Origin of the sequence: cf. Phormidesmis sp. LEGE 11477, assembly GCF_015207105.1 — a bacterium.
Taxonomy (GTDB): Bacteria; Cyanobacteriota; Cyanobacteriia; order Phormidesmidales; family Phormidesmidaceae; genus Phormidesmis.
The window spans coordinates 21,999-41,018 of the sequence record NZ_JADEXO010000010.1; the positions used below are offsets into that span (position 1 = coordinate 21,999).

Sequence of the window (19,020 nt, forward strand, 5' to 3'; positions counted from 1 at the left end):
TCTCTAGCGGCCTATAGCCTGTAGGGTAATGGATTCTGTTCTCTAAGCGATCGCACACAGTCCACCGACTGCCTAAAGCAAGATTGAATCTCTCGGGTGGTTTTCGCCATCACCCTTATAAACAATCCCTGGCCATCTGGTAGAACAGAGCTAGCAAGATTGAGCGAAGTGGCTTTCTGGGCGCTCTCATGGGCGATCGCATCAACCTGTTCGCTCAGCGTTTTAAGCGCTGCCGTCGTAGCAATTACCCTCGGCAGCACCAAAACTAGCGTCCCCAATACAGGCGCATTGGCAAACAAAGGACTTTGTACAAACCGATTCTCCTTGCCAGTCAAATTCATCGTTTCTGCGAACCGCAAGCGGCCATCAGGCAGTCGTATCGTCGTCTTGTTCAGATAGCGGCGAAACTGATACACTTCCCCTCTCGTCAACCGTCCGGGTAAAACCACCTCTCCCCAGCAGAGTCCAGCGTCAGGGTGCATTGTAATATCAGTCGTTTGCCGCAGCGCCGAGTCGGCAAACAAAATCAGCGGCTCGGGCAAAAACTCAAGTGTTGAACCTGCATCTAGATTAACGCTGTAGTCAACCGTCGCCTGCGCGTCCAAGTCAGGCATTCTATGCACCTTCGTCGCAGACTGATCGGCCAGATAAAGCTGACTTCCTGGCGCGAGCTGAATCCTTACGCCGATTGAATCTCTTGCTAAGAGCGCTGGCGAAGTATTGACTCGGTATAGGTAAGCTCGCTTCGACTGATCTTCTTTTAAGCTATCGTTCTCTCGCCTGAAGAGTGAAGAAACGCTTAATGGATAGGCCATATAGCATTTTTGAAGAACAGTCTGTTCAGCGACGTTGCAGCCTAGTTCTAAAGCGAGCTGCGTAGGCATTGCCTCTTTTTTAGTGGTGCGCGCTATTGCTGTTTGAGTCAAGTCCGTTTGATTGAGCGCTGTTGGTGGCAAGGTTGGCGTCAGGGTTGTTGGAATCGTCATGAGTTGAACAACAGCGTTTTTTGAATAAAATCAACCACTTCATCGAGCCCTTCAGCGGTTTTGCAGTTGGTATACACCACAGGTTTTCCCTGTCGGTATTGAGCAGATTGTGATCGCATCAAATCCAAATCCGCACCTACATAAGGCGCAATATCTATTTTGTTCACCACCGCCAAATCAGACTGCACAAACCCCGGCCCATTTTTACGGGGAATATCATCCCCCGCACCCACATCAATCACAAACATATAGGCATCGACTAACTCGTAGCTAAACGTAGACGCCAAATTATCACCGCCGCTTTCAATCAAAATTAAATCGAGCTGAGGATACAGCAGCTCCAAATCTTGAATAGCTAGCTGGTTCATCGTCGGGTCTTCACGAATAGCGGTATGCGGGCAGCTCCCGGTTTCTACTCCAACAATACGATCTGCGCCCAGAAAGCCTTTGCGCTTGAGCCTGTCAGCATCTTCTGTGGTGAGTAAATCATTAGTCACCACAGCCACTTCGACGCCGCGTGCCTGCAATAGCGGCACAATGCCCTCAATTAAGGCAGTTTTGCCACTGCCGACCGGGCCACCAATGCCAAGACGAGCGGATGATTTGGCCATTATTCTTTTAAGCTCGCTCCGTTGTATTTACCATTGAAGCCATATATTTCTTGACTGCCGCCATAGGGCACTAGCTCAACTTCTTTCTCGTCACCCGGTTCAAAGCGGACGGCGGTGCCTGCGGTGATATTCAGACGCATCTTTTTGGCGCGATCGCGATCAAACTGCAAGCCATCGTTCACTTCATAAAAATGAAAATGAGAGCCGACCTGAATCGGGCGATCGCCCACATTACTCACCACCATCGTCACAATTTCACGACCCGCATTCAGCTCAACCATCTCTGAGCCACCCGGAATAATCTGCCCTGGAACCAGGGGCACTGGCGCTACTGTGTTTTCCTTGTACATTTCTAGATTCCTTATTACAATTTAACTGGCGGTTTAACTGGCAATCGGATTTGTAACCGTTACCAGCTTTGTTCCATCCGGGAAAGTTGCCTCCACTTGCACATCGCCGACCATCTCTGGAATGCCTTCCATCACGTCATCGCGTGTTAGCCAAGTTCTGCCTTCGCTCATCAGCTCGCTGACGGTTTTGCCATCTCTCGCCCCTTCCATAATTGCCGCCGAAATATAGGCCACAGTCTCTGGGTAATTGAGCTTTACACCTCTTTCTTTTCTTCTTTCGGCCACCAGCGCAGCCGTAAAAATCAGCATCTTATCTTTTTCGTGCGGGGACAATAACATAAGTTCTTCTATCGCTAGTGTGGCTTTAATGCTATCAGTTTTTGAATAAGCCGATACGCCTTAAAGATAAGTTATGTTTGATGTGTTATCCAACCATGAGTAATACGAACAGCTCAAACTTCTTATGGTTAGATAACGATGATCCAGCTTGCTAATCAAGTCAATTTTCACGATCTTACAGAAATTGTCTTACGACAGTGCCGCATTCCGTAGCGCTTCACTCCGAGAATTCCCCATCATTGAAAAGCAACGATGCCGCTCATATGCAATCAATGGCTGCCTAGTTGTCAACGCACAGGTTCTAGCCGCCTGCTCAATATCCGCCTCTGACAGATGACCTTCCTTACCCTCCAACCAGCTAGCGTATGCCCGCAGTGCAGGGTCCAAACTATACCTAGCCCAAGGAAATCCCTGCTGAGTCAGTGCCTTCGCCGTTTTTATAAACGCATCAACCATGCTGGCGTAGCCCCAGCAGCGAACTGTACCGCCAGGTAAGCAACAAGGAGATGCGAGCCCAATCAGCTCATTCACGTAGGCCAAGAGCCGTGGGTCTGCATCATCCCAAGTATCTAGATAGATGGTGTCAAACACTTGCTCTGTAGTGGAAAGGTAGTCTTCTATTGTTGCTTCCACAATTTTGACATTTTTGTTCTGTTCTGGCCTTTTCTCCAACCAAGCACGAGTAACAATTTCAATCACCTGGGGGTCAGACTCGACAATTGTGATTGAGCCGATAGGACGCCCAAGTGCCAGCACGAACTGAGGATAGATGCCTAATCCTAAACCGCCAATCAAAACATGCCCCTTGGCGAGCTTTGCTGCTGCTAGCATCATGCAACGCTCTTCGCCTGAGTCACTCATCCAGGCTTTGGGTGGAAAAATGGCTGAGGCGATACTGCTATCAGACGCGATCGCTCTCCCATTTTCGTCTAATAGCGTGAACCGCTGAGATAGCTCAGAGGGCTTCAAGATAACTGTTTTACGGCGATACGGTTTGTATGTATGCTGCTGGCCAAAGATAGTTTCATCCTGTGTGGCTCGCACCTCGATCCAAATATCACCATCACGCGGCGTCGGAACAGGCAGCGTTAGCGAGATTTCGAGCGCCCGGCAATCAAAAACATCATCGCGCCAATCAGGATCAAAAACTACAGATGTTGACTCTTTCATGAGCGACCTCTTCTGCGCTTTTCTTACTCTTTTGTGCTTTGCTTAATAGTAATGGACTCTAGCGTTTCAGAAGATGGCCCAGTACTACCGATTTGTTAATCGCCGTCGGCAGGAAGTTTCTCAGATTTCTTTGCCGTTCAATTTTCGCTTGCCTTACGCTAAAGCGTTGGAGCGGTATGACAGCGAGGAAGTTGCGGCGATGTTTTGTTATGTTGTTCAGCACAACGCCGACTGGTCAACTGACGATGATATTGTCACTGAGGGAGACTATGGCGAAGTTTTCATTTTGAAAAAACGCAGCAGCCAAAGCAGACATACGGATGGGAAAGCTATGTTCCTGAACCCCAGCTACCTCAGCCACTGTAACTTATCAAGTTATAAGCCTGAGTAGTTACAGAGAAAGACTTATTGACAGCGCTTACTTTCGAGCTATTCAATTCGATTCTATCCGAATAGCTATTCGTCGGAAATATCGCGTACTATGCTCAACGTAGGCACTTGATCGACGCTGAGCTGCTGGGCATAGCGATCGCTCAGATAAGGCAAATACGCTTTGTCTTCCTTCAGCTCCACGTTCCAAAAAGCTAAGTTCAACGCTTCAAAATACGCTGACCCAACCTCACGATAACCGCCTAAAACAAACTCTGCCAACGCCTCAGCGCCCGGCTGCGTCAGCGGAGAAACTATGTCAGTATCTTCTCCAGACGTAAAGAAAAAATGACTGGCATCAGACATAACGGCCAGATATTTCTCTTCTGAACCTAGCCAAGAAAAGGGGTGAATTTGCTCTAAGAGACTCAGCGCAACGACATCGTCAATGGCCGAGGCCATCAGTAAGGGAACTTCTACCTTTTGTAGTTCTTCTGGGCCATAGAGCGTAGAAGCAATGCCGTTGGCCGAAATCACAGCTTTAATGCGTGGGTCTTTTAGCGAATGAGGTCGAGCTGGCAGAAAACGAGCCTGACACTGTAGATAAAGCGACGGATTGAGCGCGATCGCCATGCTCTCGCAGTTTGCTTGTAGCCGCTCAAAATTAATATTAGCCCCGGCTAGTGAATAAGCGGTAGCCGCCCCTAAGGAATGGCCCAAAAAGCCAATGCTATCGAGATCTACCTATTCGGCCCAAACAGGCGAACTAGCCACTCTCGCTTCTAGCCAATCGATCAGGTAAGAGATTTCTTCAGGGCGACTAATATACTCCGACGGATTCATTGCTGTATCGAGTTGGCCTTCGGTGTAGCTCAACCGAAATTCTAGATTGCTGCCAACATGGTTAGGCAAAAGTACAACAAATCCATGCGAGGCGAGATGCCGACCAATGTAGTGAAAGTTCTCTTTACTATCGCTATAGCCATGAGAAACAATCACCACCGGGGCAGGGGCGCTGAGTCCCTGCGGAATGTAGGTATCTACATCGAAGCTATAGCGAGGCTGAACACCCTGCGAGGTTTGTCTTTGATCCTCTCTAGAAAGCGTAACGGTGCCTGTCTCAAAAGCATACGAGCCTGGCGCGGATAGGTCTTCACTGAGCGCAACCGGGTTTGCTTCTTGGCTGCTTTGAATAGCCGCATGAGCGCGGATGGTGGCAATGATTTGGTCTTTATCATTCAGATATGAGGTGATAAACCGACGAATTGCCTGCAAATCTTGCAGACGCAAGTCAATGGTTTGGCTAGGATATTGCTTCAGTACGTCTAGCACTGTCCATTCAGCGGGTTGGCCGTTTTCTCTGGTATTAGCTGCGGCCTTGATGACGGCCCCACGGAGGGCGTGATCGCCATTCAAACTAGGATGAGGCCGAATCACCTTACCGACATCGAACAAAATATCCTGGCCCAAGTCAGAATAGCCCAGATTATCAATTTGCTGAACCGTCAGCGGAAAATTAGACTGCAGGGCCTGACGAAATCCGGCCAGCGCTTCCTCATTAGCAACTCTGGCAAACAGCCGCATATCCTCAGCGACTCCACCGGTTTGGGCAAAAGTCTCTAATGAGGCTACCGATACTGATAGGGTAATCGGCCCGCCGACTAGCAGCCTAATTTCTTCGGCAGCGACTGCCGGTTTGGGCCTAGCAATCTCAGATGCCGTGACTATAAAAAGAAAAAGACAAGGCGTTAAAATCCGGCAGAGAGATCGTATATTGGCACGGTTCGCCGCGTCAGTGCGTCTAAAACAGTTGTAGAAAATCATACGTATCAGAACACTTTATACTTAGGATTTAGAAAAATGCGTTGTTTGATTCGCGCTGTAATAGTAGGCGCAACACTTTTGATAAGGAACACGCTATGACACCCCCCAATCTTTTTGACTTGAGTGGCAAGACAGCGATCGTTAGCGGTGGCGGCAACGGCATTGGCAAAGCCTGCTGCTTAATGCTAGCCGAGTACGGCGCTAACGTTGTTGTCGCCGACTTTAAAGCAGACGATGCCCAAAAGGTAGTCGATGAGATAGAGAAGAAAGGTGGCAAGGGACTGAGCGTTTCTTGCAACGTGCTAAAAGACGATGACCTGACTGGCATGGTAGACAAGACGCTAGAGACATTTAGCGGATTGAATATTTTAGTTAACAACGTAGGCAGCGGCGGTGCCGGGCAAGAAAGCCCGGAAGATATTACCGTTGAGAAATTTGCTAGCGTCTTTGAACTCAGTGTGTTTAGCATGTGGTGACTATCGCAGCTCTGTGCGCCGCATATGAAAGAATCTGGCTATGGCTCTATTGTCAATGCTCTATTGTCAATATGTCTTCGATGAGCTCTATCAACAAGAGTCCGGCAATACGATGGCGGTTACGGTGCTGTTGAGTATCTTTGCCCATGGACTCACGGCCTTCCCAGGGGCGAACTGGTACGGCCAAAAAATGTCGAGTAAGGGCAAGTAGCGTTCCTATGCGCGAGATGAAGGCTGTATCCGAGCTGCCGGTTCGCTTGCCCTGGCGCGATCGTAGCAGCCTCTAAAAGTTGATAAAGCATGAAGAACACCTCTAAGAATATTTTGGTTACCGTTTTAGTAACTGCTGAGCGCACTATCTAAGGCGATGATAGAGTACAGATGGGTTAAAAGCTCCGTTCTTTTAAGGTTCTGTTTGACCTGCTAATACAATAGAAAAATAAGGTTTGATAATGAGTAAAGACGTGTTTTCTCCAGCAGTTGGAGCTGGGTTAGTGGCGATCGCGATCGCTAGCTTCGCACCCTTTGCGGCGTTGGCGCAATCGACAGGTTCTCTAATAGAGGCTCCTAAAATAGAGGCTCCTAGAACAGAAGAAATAGCGCAGATGCCAGAAGCAGACAATCGCGCATTGATTGTGCCAGACGATACTATTGTCTTCTCGCAGACCGATCGGTTCGCGATGAGGGTATACAAACCTGACACCATGATCCTGTTCAATCTATACAACAAGCAAACCGGCGTGACAGAAGTGCTAGGCGCACCCGCTGGGATTCAGTCTACGCAGACGGGCGTAATCTATCGCTATACGGCACGTGAGCAGACCATAGAGATTGCGATCGCCAACTCAGGTGAGCAAACCGTTACGATTAACGGCACTCCTCAGCAGGCTTCTGGAACCGTCTCTGGCACTGTTTTCTATCTTCCTAGAATTGCGCTTCCACCCAATGCAATCGTTGAAGTTAGCCTGGTAGACGTTAGCAGAGCAGATGCTCCTGCGATTACGTTATCTTCCATGAAGATGGTTGCTAACGGGCGGCAGGTGCCTCTCCCATTTGAGCTACTTTACGATGCTGGGCAAATCGATTCGCGATATACCTATGCCGTTCAATCTCGCATTACCGTAGATGGCGATTTGCAGTTTATTAACACAACTCAGTTTCCGGTTATTACCAATGGCAACCCAACAGAAGGCGTTGAAGTGCAGGTCGATCAGGTGGATCAGGAGCAGGCAACTACCGATCAGCCTTCACTCATCGGTACGGTTTGGCAGCTAGAACAGATTCGCTACAACAACGATACGCAAGTAGTCACAGATAATCCAAGTAACTACACGATTGAGTTTATGGATGACGGGCAGCTTGCTATTGGCGCTGACTGCAACCAGGCGATGGGCAGCTTTACTGAAGATAGCAGCAGCTTGTCAGTTGAACTGGGGCCGACAACGCTAGCCGCCTGCGGGCCAGAGTCAGTCGCGTCCGACTATCTTCAGGGATTGCAAAATGCTGTCATTTATTTCTTTCAAGATGGCAAGCTGTTTATAGATCTTCAGGCAGATACGGGCACGATGCAGTTTTCTCCTCAGGAGTAGGCGGCATGAGCGAGTCTATAAGAGGCTTTGGCGATCGCGCGCTTAGATTGGCAATCTCTCTATCGCTGCTGATATTTTCACTAACGCTGATAGGGAGATCGCCAGCCTACGGACAGTCTGATGTCGGTTCATCTGGGTCGCTTCCTGCCGCAATCGAAGTCTCTTATTCCAATTGATGGAGAGTATCTTATGGACGAGGCGAGCTATTACCAGATTCGGTTGCCCAAAGCGCTTTTGACCGAATTAGCAACAGATATTTACGTCCAGTGGGTAGATTTCTATCGGTAGGTGAGACAGCGCGATTTAACCAGAAAGCAAGATACAAATGATCTGCGCCTATAAAACTTTAGCGGTGCCAGCCATTGCTGTTTTATTGCTGCTTGTAGCAGTTGTTCAAACAATCACATCGGTTAAACATAAGCGCAGCTACTAAACGTTTAGCCACGATATATGCAACTTAGGACGGATGAAAGCGATCGCACTTTCCGTAAGTGTTGACACTACAATACCTAAGATTTAAGGCTACGGCTGAACAATGAAACTAAAGTCGGCTTTTGGCCTATTGAAAAGGGCTTTTAGCGGTTGGCAAAAAGATCGCGTTTCCTTGCTGGCTGCCGCGTTAGCCTACTATACGGTGCTGTCTATTGCGCCACTGATAGTGATTGCGATCGCAATTGCCGGGTCGGTTTTTGGCGCAGAGGCAGCTCAAGGCGAAATCGTGAATACGTTAGGTGGCTTGATTGGCACGCAAGGGGCGCAGGTTGTTGAATCCGTCGTCAGAAATGCGGCTCAGCCTGAGCTGAATAGTACGGCTTCAATTTTTGGTGTGATCGCTCTTCTAATTAGCGCCTCCGGCCTGTTCGTTCATCTACAGATAGCGCTAAATATCGTTTGGAACGTAAAAGCCAAGAAAAATAGAAACCTTTGGCAAGTGCTTCGTAAACGGCTGCTCTCTTTTGGCATGGTAGTAGCGATTGGCTTTTTACTACTGATCTCTTTGCTGGTTAGCACAGCGATCTCGACCCTTTCTCAGCTAGAGATGGAGTTTATTCCTAATATACCTTCGCTCTGGCAGTGGGCAGATGCTTTGATCTCGCTGGGGATTGTCATTCTACTGTTTGCCCTGATCTACAAGTATCTACCAGATGTGGATTTAGGCTGGAAAAACGTTTGGATAGGCGCAATGATTACCGCCGCGCTCTTTATCTTGGGTAAGTATCTGCTGGGGTTCTACATCAGCAGAAGCAGCATCGGATCGGCCTACGGCGCTGCGGGTTCGCTGGTGGTGATGCTCGTGTGGATATTTTACTCTACGCAGATCTTGCTGTTCGGCGCAGAGCTGACCCAAGCCTACACCTGCCGACACAGTCATCAAGTGCGACCGAGCCGTCATGCAACGATGGCTGATAAGTCTTAATCACGCTTCTATTGCCGAGCTAATGCACTCTCCTAAAAGACGATCTTTCAGCTGGCTACAGCCGTTTCAGATTAAGCCTAGCAAACCGGCCTATGCCTATGGGATACGGATGCTTGTAATTCTAGGTGGGCCAGTGGCCGCAGGCTTTCTTTTACATAATCCAGGGGCGAGCGTGCTTGCCACGATGGCGGCGCTATCGGTCGGCCTGATTGCGACTAGCGGCACCTACCTGCGGCAGATCAAAACAATGGGCGCGGCTACGATTGCGGTTACCCTAGCGCTGCTGCTGGCTAACTTAATAGGCGATCGCACTGTCCTAACGCTGGTAGTGACGTTTTTTCTCTCTTTTCTGCTGAGCTTTGCTAGCTTATGGGGCGCAGCGGTGACAGGGGTTTGTCTGACGGGGCTGTTGATGTTTGTTATTTCCCTAGCGAAGTTCTCTTCCTTTGCCGATCCGGCGGTGCTATTGGAGCAGTGTTTGCTATGCGTAGCGGGCGGACTATGGGCGATCTCAGTCGCTGCTATTTTTTGGATAGTGCGGCCCTATGCGCCTGCTGCGGCAGCGGTGGCTGAGAGCAATTCGGCGCTAAGTCAGCTGGCAAAGTCTCTTAGTTCAGATATCTATCAGACAAATAGACAGACAAATAGACAGATAAATAAAGCGTCTATACAACAAAACGCTGAGCAACAGCAGTCTATGCAGTGGGTTCACTCTCAAGATAGGGTGCTTCAAACTCTGAGCGCTGCGCGTAATATATGGACATCGGCCTGGACAACAGAGAACGCCAGCAGTTCTAGAGGCAATCGATTGCTAGTATCTATTGAAGAGGCTAGTGCTATCGATCGTTTACTCAACGCTTTAGCAAGGCTACTGATAACAACGGCTTCAGGACGCTTACTGGCTAATATTAAACCAGAGATAAAAGGCGTGATAGAACAGGTGGCGATCGCCCTTGAAGATCTATCTATTGCCCTCAAACAAAAGCAGCCTGCTAGGCAACCAGTCTCACTGTTCGCGCTAGAGCAAAGTACGCAGCGCCTAGAAAGTCAGTGGAAAAGTCTGATTCACCATATCCGCAGAAAGACCATTGAGATTCAGGCCGCCGACTACACAGAACTAGCCCATTTGAGGAAGATGGTTCTCACCTTGAACGATCTATCCGATCGAGTTGTGATCGCCACCCAACATATCACCCAAAACGCGGCTAATCATCCCACTCAGACACCAGGCCCAAGCATCGATCAAACAGATCAGTCTATTGCGACACTGGTTGCGACACGGCCAGAGCAGACTGCGTGGAGAGAGACCCTTAGCAACAATCTCACCTTCCGGTCAGTCACCTTTCGCCATGCGCTCAGGCTCGCTATTTTAATCACGCTCTCACAGCTCCTTAGCGTTTTACTCCCCATTCCTAGAGGCTACTGGATCACGCTAACCGTTCTGTTCGCCCTCAAGCCCAACTATGGCGGCACCGCTCAAACTATTGGACAGCGGGTATTGGGCACCGTGATTGGCGGCGTAGTGGGAATTATTCTAGTGATGGTGATTCATAGTCCGCTAGCGCTGATTCTGTTGCTCTTACTGTCGCTATTTGCGGCGATTGCTTTGCGCCCTTTAAGCTACAGCCTATTTATTATGATGCTGACGCTTGGGATTGTTGTGCTGTTTGAAGCGGCTGGCATAGGCAGCTGGGAAGTAGGGGTGCATCGGATTGTAGATACGCTGATTGGAGGTGCGATCGCCTTTGCTGGCATCTATCTGCTATTTCCCAACTGGGAGCAGCAGCGACTGCCCGCTCAGCTAGAATCCACGCTTCAGGCAAATCTAGCCTACTTCCAAATCACAATCAGTCAGTACCTGCACCAGTGTCAGCCAAGCGCAGAGTCAGACGCTAAAAGAATCGATCCAACGTTTACCAGCTCGCTACATCGCTTGCGCCATCAGGCTGCCCTCCAGAACTCAAACGCCGAAGCTGCCGCTCAAAGGCTCTTTAGCGAACCGCGCCATCTTCAAGGCGAGATTGAACCGGTGATGGCGCTGCTGTTCTATACCCGCAGCTTATTTAGTTCTACGGCAATGCTTGCTGAGCACCTCAAAGAGAATATCGATAGCGAGGCGTTCTGCTATATTGAGCCGCTTGCTGATGCCCTTGAGCAGGCACTGCTGACTGTGGCCAGGGCGCTAGGCCAAAAGCTGCCGCTTCAGCCGCTGCCGCCGCTAGATGACTATCTAGATGACGTTTGCGATCGCATTCAAAAGCTGCACCGCGATCGCCTCCAAGAACTAACTGCAGATCTCCCTAAGACAACGCCCACACTGCAGCAGATAAAGTCGCAAACGCCTGTTGCCACAGAGCTTAGTCAAATCGTGCGGGCTACAGAGGGCATACATAGCGTAGCGGCTAGACTGGGAAAGACACTGTAGGTGATTTCTGCCGAATAACGTATCATCTCGTAGGGGCGCAGCATGCTATGTCCCTACTTTCCCATCCTTAGGTAGATTCACATCTCGTTCATTTCATCCCAAAAACTATGCAGCAGCTCTTTAACCATCTTGCTTATCTCTGGACACAGAAAGTAAACCCAAAAATTGCTTCATTCGTGGCCTTTTTTGGCATTGCTTGGCTAGCTGCTTGTGCGTTGACTTTGTATGTGCTTGCCCATCTCTCCGACGAAATTTTAGAAAGAGAATCATTTGCCTTCGATAAACATATTCTTTTATATATTCATCAGTTTGCAAATCCAGTCTTAGATGCTGTAATGGTCGGCATTACTCGGCTAGGCGATCCAAGGACAGTTGTTCCCCTTACGGTAATCATCTTCTGTTTTCTATGGTGGCAGCGCTACCAATTAGAGGCTAAATTCTTTGCGCTCAATGCGATCGGCGGCGCAGTGCTTAGCTACGTGCTAAAGCTGGTTTTCAATAGGCCGCGCCCCCAGCTATGGCCTCAGCTAATTTCAGAAACAACCTTTAGCTATCCTAGCGGTCATGCTTTGGGATCTATGGTACTATACGGCTTTTTGTCGTACCTACTGATCACGCTGTATCCGCGATACAGTCTGATTTGGCGCTTAGTGGGTATTTTTCTAATCGTCGCCATCGGCTTCAGTCGGCTGTACTTAGGCGTTCACTGGCCTACGGATATTCTCGCTGGCTATGGCATCGGATTTCTATGGATTACGGTTTGTATTGTATTAATGCGGCTTCAGGAAAAGCAGGCTAGTGTCACTCAAGAATAAACACTCAAGAATAAACGCTCAAAAATAAACGCTAAGCGCGACGCTATTCTGTCGGCGAAAACACCAACAGGCCATTCGAAATACAGCTAACTTCAACAGGCGTTGTTCCGGCAATCTCACCGTCTATTACGACCTTCTGAGGCGGGTTAGCGTCAATCGTCAGTCGGCGGGTGCGACCGTGAAGCACATTGGGCCGATCTGTTTCAGTTTTCGCGACTGCTGCGCCCAAAAGACTCAGCAGCGTTGCGATCGCATTCACCTTACTCTCTGCAGTCGCAATCGTAATATCCAACAGTCCATCATCGATTACAACCTCTCCTTCGCCGTGGGCTAGTACAGAAGTTGGCGGTGCTGCATTCGCCACCATCACAGAGCCTGCCTCAAATGCTGGATAGGTTTTACCATTGGCTGTCACCTCAACCTCAAAATGATTCCGCTCACTCAAAGCTTGCCAGCCCGCCATTAAGTAGGCGAGCGTACCCCACTTATCTTTCTTTTCACGATCGGCCCCTTCGATCATGCTGACTTCAAACCCAATACCCATTAGCAAGACCATGGGAGTCCCGTTACAGTAAGCAGCATCAACCGATTTAGTATGATTGTCCAAAATAATCTGGCAAGCCCTACGAATCGGCATAATTCCAGAAATGCCTAAAGCTGCTGAAAAGGCATTCGCAGTCCCTCTAGGAATAATGCCTAGCGGAATTTGTTTGTTGATTAAAGCGCCCGCTACCGCAGAAACGGTGCCATCGCCGCCCGAAGCAATAATCAGGTCTGGTTTTTGAATGAGGGCGTTTTGAACTAATTTTGCCGGATTAGTTTCTTTAGTTGTTTGATGGACTCTGATGCTTAGATGCGGCACCAATAGCTCTTTGATCAGTGCCAAATCCTTCTCGGCATTGCCGTGGCCCGCTACAGGGTTGAAAATCAGGTGAGCTACCCGTCTTCTTTCTGGCTCTCTTGCAGACGGTTGAGTAGAAGAAGGAAATGTGTCAGACATGAATCTAGGATATTAGCTGCGGTAGAAGGTATGCGCTTTTCTGTACTTAACTGGCGATAATATCAAACTTAGCCACCATCGGTTTATGATCAGATGAGATCATTTCACCGAACACTTTTGCATGGTGTGGCTGAAGCGTGAGACCGCGATAGAAAATATGATCCAATGGATCTGAGCGCATAAAACGTTTGAGATCGCTGCGATAGGACAAAGAGAAATCCACAGCCTGTAGCCCAAGTCTGCGAATAACCGTCTGAAGTATCTGCATTCTCTTAGGTCGCCAGGTATTGAAGTCTCCGACTAAGATTAAAGGCCCAGAATGATCGGCGATCGCCTGCTCGATTTGATGTATCTGTTTTTGAAACTTGTGAGAGCGCACGAAGTTAATACCGTGTACATTGATCGCCCATAGCGTTTGCTGTCGCTGAGCGATTGGATACTCTGTGACCAAAACCAGTTTTCGCGTTTGTAAGAAAGGCTCATAGTACTGACTGTGCAAAGTGGCGCTATTTAGTGCCGGTGCGGTGGAAGCGGTCAGCACCCCTGCTGCATAACCCTGGTATCGGTGAATTAAGTTCGGAGTAAAATACCAGCCGAGACCTGTCGTTAGTTTGCTCTCTTCTGTGCTCCCTTCTAGGCTCTCTTTTGGCAGAGACATCAGCGAGTAAGCTTCTGGCCAAGCTAGGCGCGCTTCCTGGAAAAAACAAAGCTGAGGTCGCTGCTGGTGGAAGATTTTCAGAAATTCCTGTTGTAAAGGCAGTTTGTGGTTCTGCTTAGCGATGTTCCAATTAAGAATACACAGATCCTGGTTGGGCAGTTCGGCCTTTGAAAAGGTACCGCCTTCTACTACCTGACTCTCAGCCGGGTCTAAACCAAACAGATTTGCAAGCGATTGCAACATCACACCTACTATCGCAATATCATATCTAACAACCTAACCCTACGTATCTCCGCTCGCTGAACCCATTAGCTTGGCAACGAGCCGAGTTTGAGGAAAGGGCTCAAGCAGAAGCTTTTTGACCATGATCGTCAGCGGTAAAGCTAAAAAGGCACCGGCAGGCCCTAATATCCAGGCCCAGATTACAACAGCAAGAAAAGTCACTAAGATCGATAAGTCTAGTCCTTTAGATAAGTAGCGAGGCGCAATGACTATATCGAAGAAGTTATTGATAGCAATATAGCCTACTGCGAACAGCGCAGCCTTTGCCCAACTAAGTTCAACTAAGGCAATGAGCAGCGGCGGCGCAAGCGCGATGTAAAAGCCAATATTAGGAACAAAGTTAAAAGCAAACGAGAGCACTCCCCACAGGACTGTAAAATCTAAGCCTAGCCACCACATCAACAGCATTTGCACTAGCGCGGTTAGCGCGCCGAGCCAGCCCTTAATCATCAGATAAGAGCTAGTGCTTTGGGCAAATTCTTCAGTTCGCTGCAGCGCTTGTGGACTATCTTTGAGTCCTCTTTTGAGCAGCTTAGAAAAGCTAGAAGCCGTAGCCAACATATAAACGAAGATCAGCAGCGTCAGTCCAGTATCAGACAGTATGCCTAGTAGACTAGACGTTAGAGAAAGAGAAAGACTAACAATGCGTTCGGGCTGAAACCAACTCAACGATTGAACATCGTCTAAAGTAACGCCTTGCTCTTTTAGCCACAGCCACAAACTATTCACCTGTGCTTCAATTTGGTCGCTGTAGGCAGGCAGGAGGTTTATCAGTTCATTAACAGAGTCTACTAGAAAAAGGACAGTCAGAGCGCCTACAGCAACAACACTCAAAAGCACTAAAAGATAGGCTAGCCAGTGAGGCAACCCCTTGCCTTTTAACCAAGCCAGAATAGGGTAGGTGACCAATACTAAAAAGAGAGAGAGCAGAATGGGCGTGAGCAGGCCAGCCATGGCTTTTAGTCCAGCGACGATCAAGACCACGCTAGCGAAAGCGACTAGCGTAGAGACTATCGTTGGCTGCTTTTTCATATTGTTTCTCTAGTTGGCTTTCAACTTATGATGATTTAGTTAGTCACATTATTGGAACCAACCTATGAAACCGCACCGCTGGTTCAAGACTTTCAGGACGGAAAAACCCAATATAGATCGATTAAGGAACATGAAAACCAGCCTAGCGGAAGAGGCTGCGCTAGACCTCTACTCCCTTTCTCTGACGATAGGATCTTGCGCGATGGCGTAGCCTCTCCTGTGGAGAATCGCAACGCTAGGACTACTCTCTAACAGCGCTGCTGTGATTATCGGCGCGATGATTATTGCCCCTTTAATGCTGTCGATTAGATGCTTAGCCTTCTCAGCGTTAGCTGGTGATGAATCTTCGTTTCGCAAAGCGATAGAGACTATCTTTGTAGGGACGGTTCTATCGATAGCTTTTGCGTGGCTAATTGGTATGGTGGTGAGCCTTCCTTCGTTCGGCAGTGAGATTTTGTCGCGATCACAGCCCACTCTCATAGACTTAGGAATTGCGGTCGCAGCGGGTGCTATCAGCGGCCTTACCAAAGTAGAACCTAGAATTTCTTCGAGTCTGGCTGGAACGGCGATCGCGGTAGCTCTGATGCCGCCTCTTTATGTGGTTGGGTTGGGCCTATCTCCAAGCTGACTGGTCACTAAGTTCAGGCGCGGCGCTTTTGTACATAACCAACTTGCTCGGCATCACGCTCTCCTGCATGCTAGTGTTTCTGGCGGCAGGCTATGTTTCACTGCGGCGCGGCAACAAGGCACTCAAGAAAACGGTTCTTTTTACCAGCATATTAGTTGTTCCTCTAGGCATAGGCTACGGACATCTATGGGAAGCAGTCAGCGCTAGAGGTACTGGTGCAAGCAGTTTTAGTAAATCGTACAGAAACCTTTCAGCAGCTAGAGCTAGTGAGTATCCGAACCGACTGGAGCAGCAGACCGCCTGAGGCCGTTGTCGGAATTGCTGTTATAGGCGATCAAAAGCCGACACCAAAGCAGATAGGAATATTAGAAGATTTCGTTGAGAAGGAGACAGGACAACGGTTCTCTCTAGTTTTACAGACAAGCCAAATTAAACAAATTGTGAGAGAGGGTCGAAATCCCTCTTCAGCGCCGATTGAATAAGGACTTTTACTGTATACAAATTATCAACCAAAAGATATATGTATTTATCCGTGTATTTCAGTAGCGTTACTTTGTTGTTAATAATAATTCCTAAAAATTTGAGCTATAAAACAAGACTTTGTCATGGGGGCGCTCAGCATGAAACCTACAGGTTCGGAAAGAAGAAGAGATACCGCTAGAGAGGTCACAAATAGACAGATCAGAAGTGGCGACCTCAGATGGAAGCTGCTGCTAGGTATTCTCTACCTCGTCGCTGGTTTTGTCATTTTGACGGACATCCTTTCAGGTGTGATCGCGCTAACGTTCATCCTAGGCGCTACTATCTTCTTGCAAGGCGTTGTCAGAGTCATTTCTGCTTTTGCTATAAAACCTGCAAGCAATTGGGGTGTGCTACTATTTAGCGGAATTATAGGCATCATCTTAGGCATCTTTATTTGGTCAGAATGGCCTTTCAATGTAGGTTGGCTGCTCGGCGTTTGGGTGGGCGTTAGCCTGCTGTGTGACGGCATTTGGATGATAGCGCTGTCTTCTCGCTCAGCGTCTACATATTAGAGCTATGGATTCTGATCAGGGTTCACCCGATAGGTATACAAATCTGCGGCAAATGCTTGACTTCGTGATGGCGATTGCTCTTAGCGGTTCAGATAGCAAAAGCGTGAATGAACAGAATTACTCAGTCCACCTTGAATCGAACCTTGAATCAAGCCGTGAATCAAGCCGTGAGCTGAGTAACTACGAGCGGTTTCGTGCAATCGCCCCTAACAGACCAGAAACCTATCCCATTCGCCAATCGCTTTCACCCAAGCATTACCAGGCGATCGCTCCCTGGATGGGCCGCTTGATCTTGCCAGCCGAAGACAAAAGACAGACCGCTGGCGATGTTTTCTTAGAAGTGCATCACGCGCCAGAGAGCTTTCGGCATCTCGTCGGCGAAATAGTGACACTGTGCCTTAGCAGCGCGCCAGAAACAAAGGCATATGCCGATGCGGTCACTAAAGATGTTCATTTTAGCGCTCAGGCCAAAGCCAGCGTTAAAGCAGGCAGGATTCATCCCACTCGGCTCAATCACTGGCGGCAGGTTAGCCCCTTAGAATCGCTAGCGGGCGCTCATCCTGTAGATGATGTGATGGTTATGCTGCCCAGCTCGGTGACCGTACAGTCGAAGAGCGAGAGCGTTGCATCGCCTATCTTGTATATTGACCGCGAGCCCGTGCAAATTACAGGTCGATACTATGGGCTAGTGAAGTTTGATGAATCCTCTTTAGGCGCACCAGAACCAGAGCGCGATCTGTTCAAGGTAATCCATTTCAACTCAGCTTCAGGCCAGTTTGACGGGTTAGAAGAAACGGTAAAAGCTCCTTCTGTACCGGCGAATAGCAACGACACGCACCCGGCTACAGCCAAAGGGTTAGCAGACTCTGCTCTGAATCAAATGGGATGGTACATCTATGGCACGCAGGATGACTCGGGATTGTTTGTCGTTCAAGCGCTTGCCCCTCGTGCGCTGCTACGGGCAGAGCCTGAGCACACTATTACAGAAAAGGAAGTCGCTAAGCACTACTTTAGAAAAGAAGCTTGGCATCATCTAAAAGATAAAAAGGGTACGGTGAATTCAGTTTTACTAGCACCTCATTCTCAGCCAAAGCAGTCTCCCTGGGCTGAGGGTCAGCGGGCTTTGGTAATTCATGTTTACGGCGGGGTCGGGGGTAAAAAGGCTGAACCTGCTGCCAAAGCGCTGCTGTACTTCGGTCACTTTGCCTATGGAACGGCAGAGGTCGTGCGCGAGCCTTTAAGCGGTGAGCTGCGATTCGAGATTATTTATCACCAAATTTATACGCACAACCATGAGGGATTAATTGCCGGTAGCCTTCACTGGTCGCGCTATATGGGCGATCGCGCTTTTGGCATCCTGGGTCTGCGTCCGGTCGTCGATACCCTGATTAAGCTAGACGAGTTTACGGGCGACTATGCTGGAGATAGCTGGCGGCGATCGCCCCTAGATCGCCTCATGTACGAGCTAGAAATTATGGCCGCTCGCTATCGCATCGGTGACGGCACAGGTGCTACCTTTGTTGGACCTGCTAATAACTGCGTTCAAGATGCTAATCAGGCATTGTACTCTGCACTGCGATACATTGCTCGCTCAATTCTTACTAGTCTTAATATTGAACAGTGGAAACAACAATACCCCAAACAGGCTAGCGGGCTAGATGAGTTAGAGCAGCTAACAGAAACCCTAAAGCATCTATTGCTTCCCTGGGGAACGGCCCGCGCCGACTGGAAGACTCATGCTGATGTACTCGGCAGTACCCTAGGAGACGATTTCATTCAAAACGTCATTCGTGCAATCATCAGCTGGCGCACGCTCTTACCCCGACTAACAAGCGATGAGGTAACCGAAGCCTTTTTGAATAAGGGGGCATCAGCATGGATATTATGCACCGCTCAAGTAGGTGGAGAGAACCCCAATATTGAACCTGTTGCGCCGATGTCACTCCGATTATGACTTAGCTGCGACATCCTCCCCCAAAACGCTCAATAGCGTGTCCAGAGTATGTTCTAAATCC

22 protein-coding genes are annotated in these 19,020 nt (G+C 48.9%); 12 read left to right on the plus strand and 10 right to left on the minus strand.

The genetic code is table 11. The features are described 5' to 3' along the window. Nucleotides 1–11 precede the first annotated feature (11 nt). From IQ256_RS05190 to IQ256_RS05210, 5 genes are all read right to left on the minus strand, one after another. Nucleotides 12–986: an urease accessory protein UreD gene (locus IQ256_RS05190; protein WP_193854491.1), complete on the minus strand. Its 975-nt coding sequence runs from the start codon at nt 984–986 to the stop codon at nt 12–14. Further along, nucleotides 983–1,597 carry an urease accessory protein UreG gene (gene ureG / locus IQ256_RS05195; protein WP_193854492.1) on the minus strand — a complete coding sequence of 205 codons (615 nt, stop codon included), beginning with the start codon at nt 1,595–1,597 and terminating at the stop codon, nt 983–985. The genes IQ256_RS05190 and ureG overlap by 4 nt, the downstream gene beginning before the upstream one ends. After that, nucleotides 1,597–1,914, minus strand: coding sequence for an urease subunit beta (locus tag IQ256_RS05200; protein ID WP_193854541.1), 318 nt, complete (start codon nt 1,912–1,914; stop codon nt 1,597–1,599). The genes ureG and IQ256_RS05200 overlap by 1 nt, the downstream gene beginning before the upstream one ends. Nucleotides 1,915–1,980: 66 nt before the next feature. Beyond that, nucleotides 1,981–2,286, minus strand: a complete 306-nt coding sequence (gene ureA, locus IQ256_RS05205; protein ID WP_193854493.1) for an urease subunit gamma — start codon at nt 2,284–2,286, stop codon at nt 1,981–1,983. Between the two features lie 189 nt (nt 2,287–2,475). After that, nucleotides 2,476–3,456, minus strand: a complete 981-nt coding sequence (locus IQ256_RS05210; protein WP_193854494.1) for a hypothetical protein — start codon at nt 3,454–3,456, stop codon at nt 2,476–2,478. A 73-nt stretch (nt 3,457–3,529) separates the two neighbouring features. On the opposite strand from IQ256_RS05210, the gene IQ256_RS05215 reads away from it, so the two are divergent. Further along, nucleotides 3,530–3,847: a hypothetical protein gene (locus IQ256_RS05215; protein WP_193854495.1), complete on the plus strand. Its 318-nt coding sequence runs from the start codon at nt 3,530–3,532 to the stop codon at nt 3,845–3,847. A 65-nt stretch (nt 3,848–3,912) separates the two neighbouring features. On the opposite strand, the gene IQ256_RS05220 is transcribed toward IQ256_RS05215, so the two are convergent. Continuing rightward, complete coding sequence (locus IQ256_RS05220; RefSeq protein ID WP_193854496.1) at nt 3,913–4,545, minus strand: hypothetical protein; 633 nt, start codon at nt 4,543–4,545, stop codon at nt 3,913–3,915. A gap of 24 nt (nt 4,546–4,569) precedes the next feature. After that, nucleotides 4,570–5,649 carry an alpha/beta hydrolase gene (locus tag IQ256_RS05225; RefSeq protein ID WP_193854497.1) on the minus strand — a complete coding sequence of 360 codons (1,080 nt, stop codon included), beginning with the start codon at nt 5,647–5,649 and terminating at the stop codon, nt 4,570–4,572. A 95-nt stretch (nt 5,650–5,744) separates the two neighbouring features. Here IQ256_RS05225 and IQ256_RS05230 point away from each other — a divergent pair, with 95 nt between their 5' ends. The 7 genes from IQ256_RS05230 (at nt 5,745) to IQ256_RS05255 (ending at nt 12,371) form a co-directional block, all read left to right on the plus strand. Beyond that, nucleotides 5,745–6,125: an SDR family NAD(P)-dependent oxidoreductase gene (locus IQ256_RS05230; protein WP_228024590.1), complete on the plus strand. Its 381-nt coding sequence runs from the start codon at nt 5,745–5,747 to the stop codon at nt 6,123–6,125. A gap of 40 nt (nt 6,126–6,165) precedes the next feature. Further along, the gene (locus tag IQ256_RS29445; protein WP_228024591.1) at nt 6,166–6,336 is read left to right on the plus strand and encodes a hypothetical protein; all 171 of its coding nucleotides are present in this window, start codon (nt 6,166–6,168) and stop codon (nt 6,334–6,336) included. A gap of 241 nt (nt 6,337–6,577) precedes the next feature. Then, the gene (locus IQ256_RS05235; protein ID WP_193854498.1) at nt 6,578–7,714 is read left to right on the plus strand and encodes a YbaY family lipoprotein; all 1,137 of its coding nucleotides are present in this window, start codon (nt 6,578–6,580) and stop codon (nt 7,712–7,714) included. A gap of 5 nt (nt 7,715–7,719) precedes the next feature. Next, nucleotides 7,720–7,890, plus strand: coding sequence for a hypothetical protein (locus IQ256_RS05240; protein WP_193854499.1), 171 nt, complete (start codon nt 7,720–7,722; stop codon nt 7,888–7,890). A 359-nt stretch (nt 7,891–8,249) separates the two neighbouring features. Beyond that, complete coding sequence (locus IQ256_RS05245; protein WP_193854500.1) at nt 8,250–9,131, plus strand: YihY/virulence factor BrkB family protein; 882 nt, start codon at nt 8,250–8,252, stop codon at nt 9,129–9,131. Nucleotides 9,132–9,153: 22 nt separating this feature from the next. Next, complete coding sequence (locus IQ256_RS05250) at nt 9,154–11,556, plus strand: FUSC family protein (protein ID WP_193854501.1); 2,403 nt, start codon at nt 9,154–9,156, stop codon at nt 11,554–11,556. A 107-nt stretch (nt 11,557–11,663) separates the two neighbouring features. After that, on the plus strand, nt 11,664–12,371 hold the full coding sequence (locus IQ256_RS05255) for a phosphatase PAP2 family protein (protein WP_193854502.1): 708 nt from the start codon (nt 11,664–11,666) through the stop codon (nt 12,369–12,371). Nucleotides 12,372–12,414: 43 nt separating this feature from the next. Here the strand turns inward: IQ256_RS05255 and IQ256_RS05260 are convergent, their stop codons facing one another. The 3 genes from IQ256_RS05260 to IQ256_RS05270 are packed head-to-tail and all read right to left on the minus strand — an operon-like array spanning nt 12,415 to nt 15,343. Next, nucleotides 12,415–13,371: a YegS/Rv2252/BmrU family lipid kinase gene (locus tag IQ256_RS05260; protein WP_193854503.1), complete on the minus strand. Its 957-nt coding sequence runs from the start codon at nt 13,369–13,371 to the stop codon at nt 12,415–12,417. Between the two features lie 46 nt (nt 13,372–13,417). Beyond that, nucleotides 13,418–14,272, minus strand: coding sequence for an endonuclease/exonuclease/phosphatase family protein (locus IQ256_RS05265; RefSeq protein ID WP_193854504.1), 855 nt, complete (start codon nt 14,270–14,272; stop codon nt 13,418–13,420). Between the two features lie 39 nt (nt 14,273–14,311). Further along, nucleotides 14,312–15,343: an AI-2E family transporter gene (locus tag IQ256_RS05270; protein WP_193854505.1), complete on the minus strand. Its 1,032-nt coding sequence runs from the start codon at nt 15,341–15,343 to the stop codon at nt 14,312–14,314. A gap of 277 nt (nt 15,344–15,620) precedes the next feature. Here IQ256_RS05270 and IQ256_RS29450 point away from each other — a divergent pair, with 277 nt between their 5' ends. From IQ256_RS29450 to IQ256_RS05285, 4 genes are all read left to right on the plus strand, one after another. Further along, nucleotides 15,621–15,971 carry a DUF389 domain-containing protein gene (locus IQ256_RS29450; protein WP_228024592.1) on the plus strand — a complete coding sequence of 117 codons (351 nt, stop codon included), beginning with the start codon at nt 15,621–15,623 and terminating at the stop codon, nt 15,969–15,971. Between the two features lie 215 nt (nt 15,972–16,186). Next, entirely contained in the window at nt 16,187–16,453 is a 267-nt protein-coding gene (locus tag IQ256_RS29455; RefSeq protein ID WP_228024593.1) for a hypothetical protein, read from the plus strand. Between the two features lie 138 nt (nt 16,454–16,591). Next, nucleotides 16,592–17,005 (plus strand): HdeD family acid-resistance protein, encoded by a 414-nt coding sequence (locus tag IQ256_RS05280; protein WP_228024594.1) that lies wholly within the window; start codon nt 16,592–16,594, stop codon nt 17,003–17,005. 4 nt (nt 17,006–17,009) lie between these two features. Then, nucleotides 17,010–18,959: a hypothetical protein gene (locus IQ256_RS05285; RefSeq protein WP_193854507.1), complete on the plus strand. Its 1,950-nt coding sequence runs from the start codon at nt 17,010–17,012 to the stop codon at nt 18,957–18,959. The last annotated feature ends 61 nt before the right edge of the window (nt 18,960–19,020 follow it).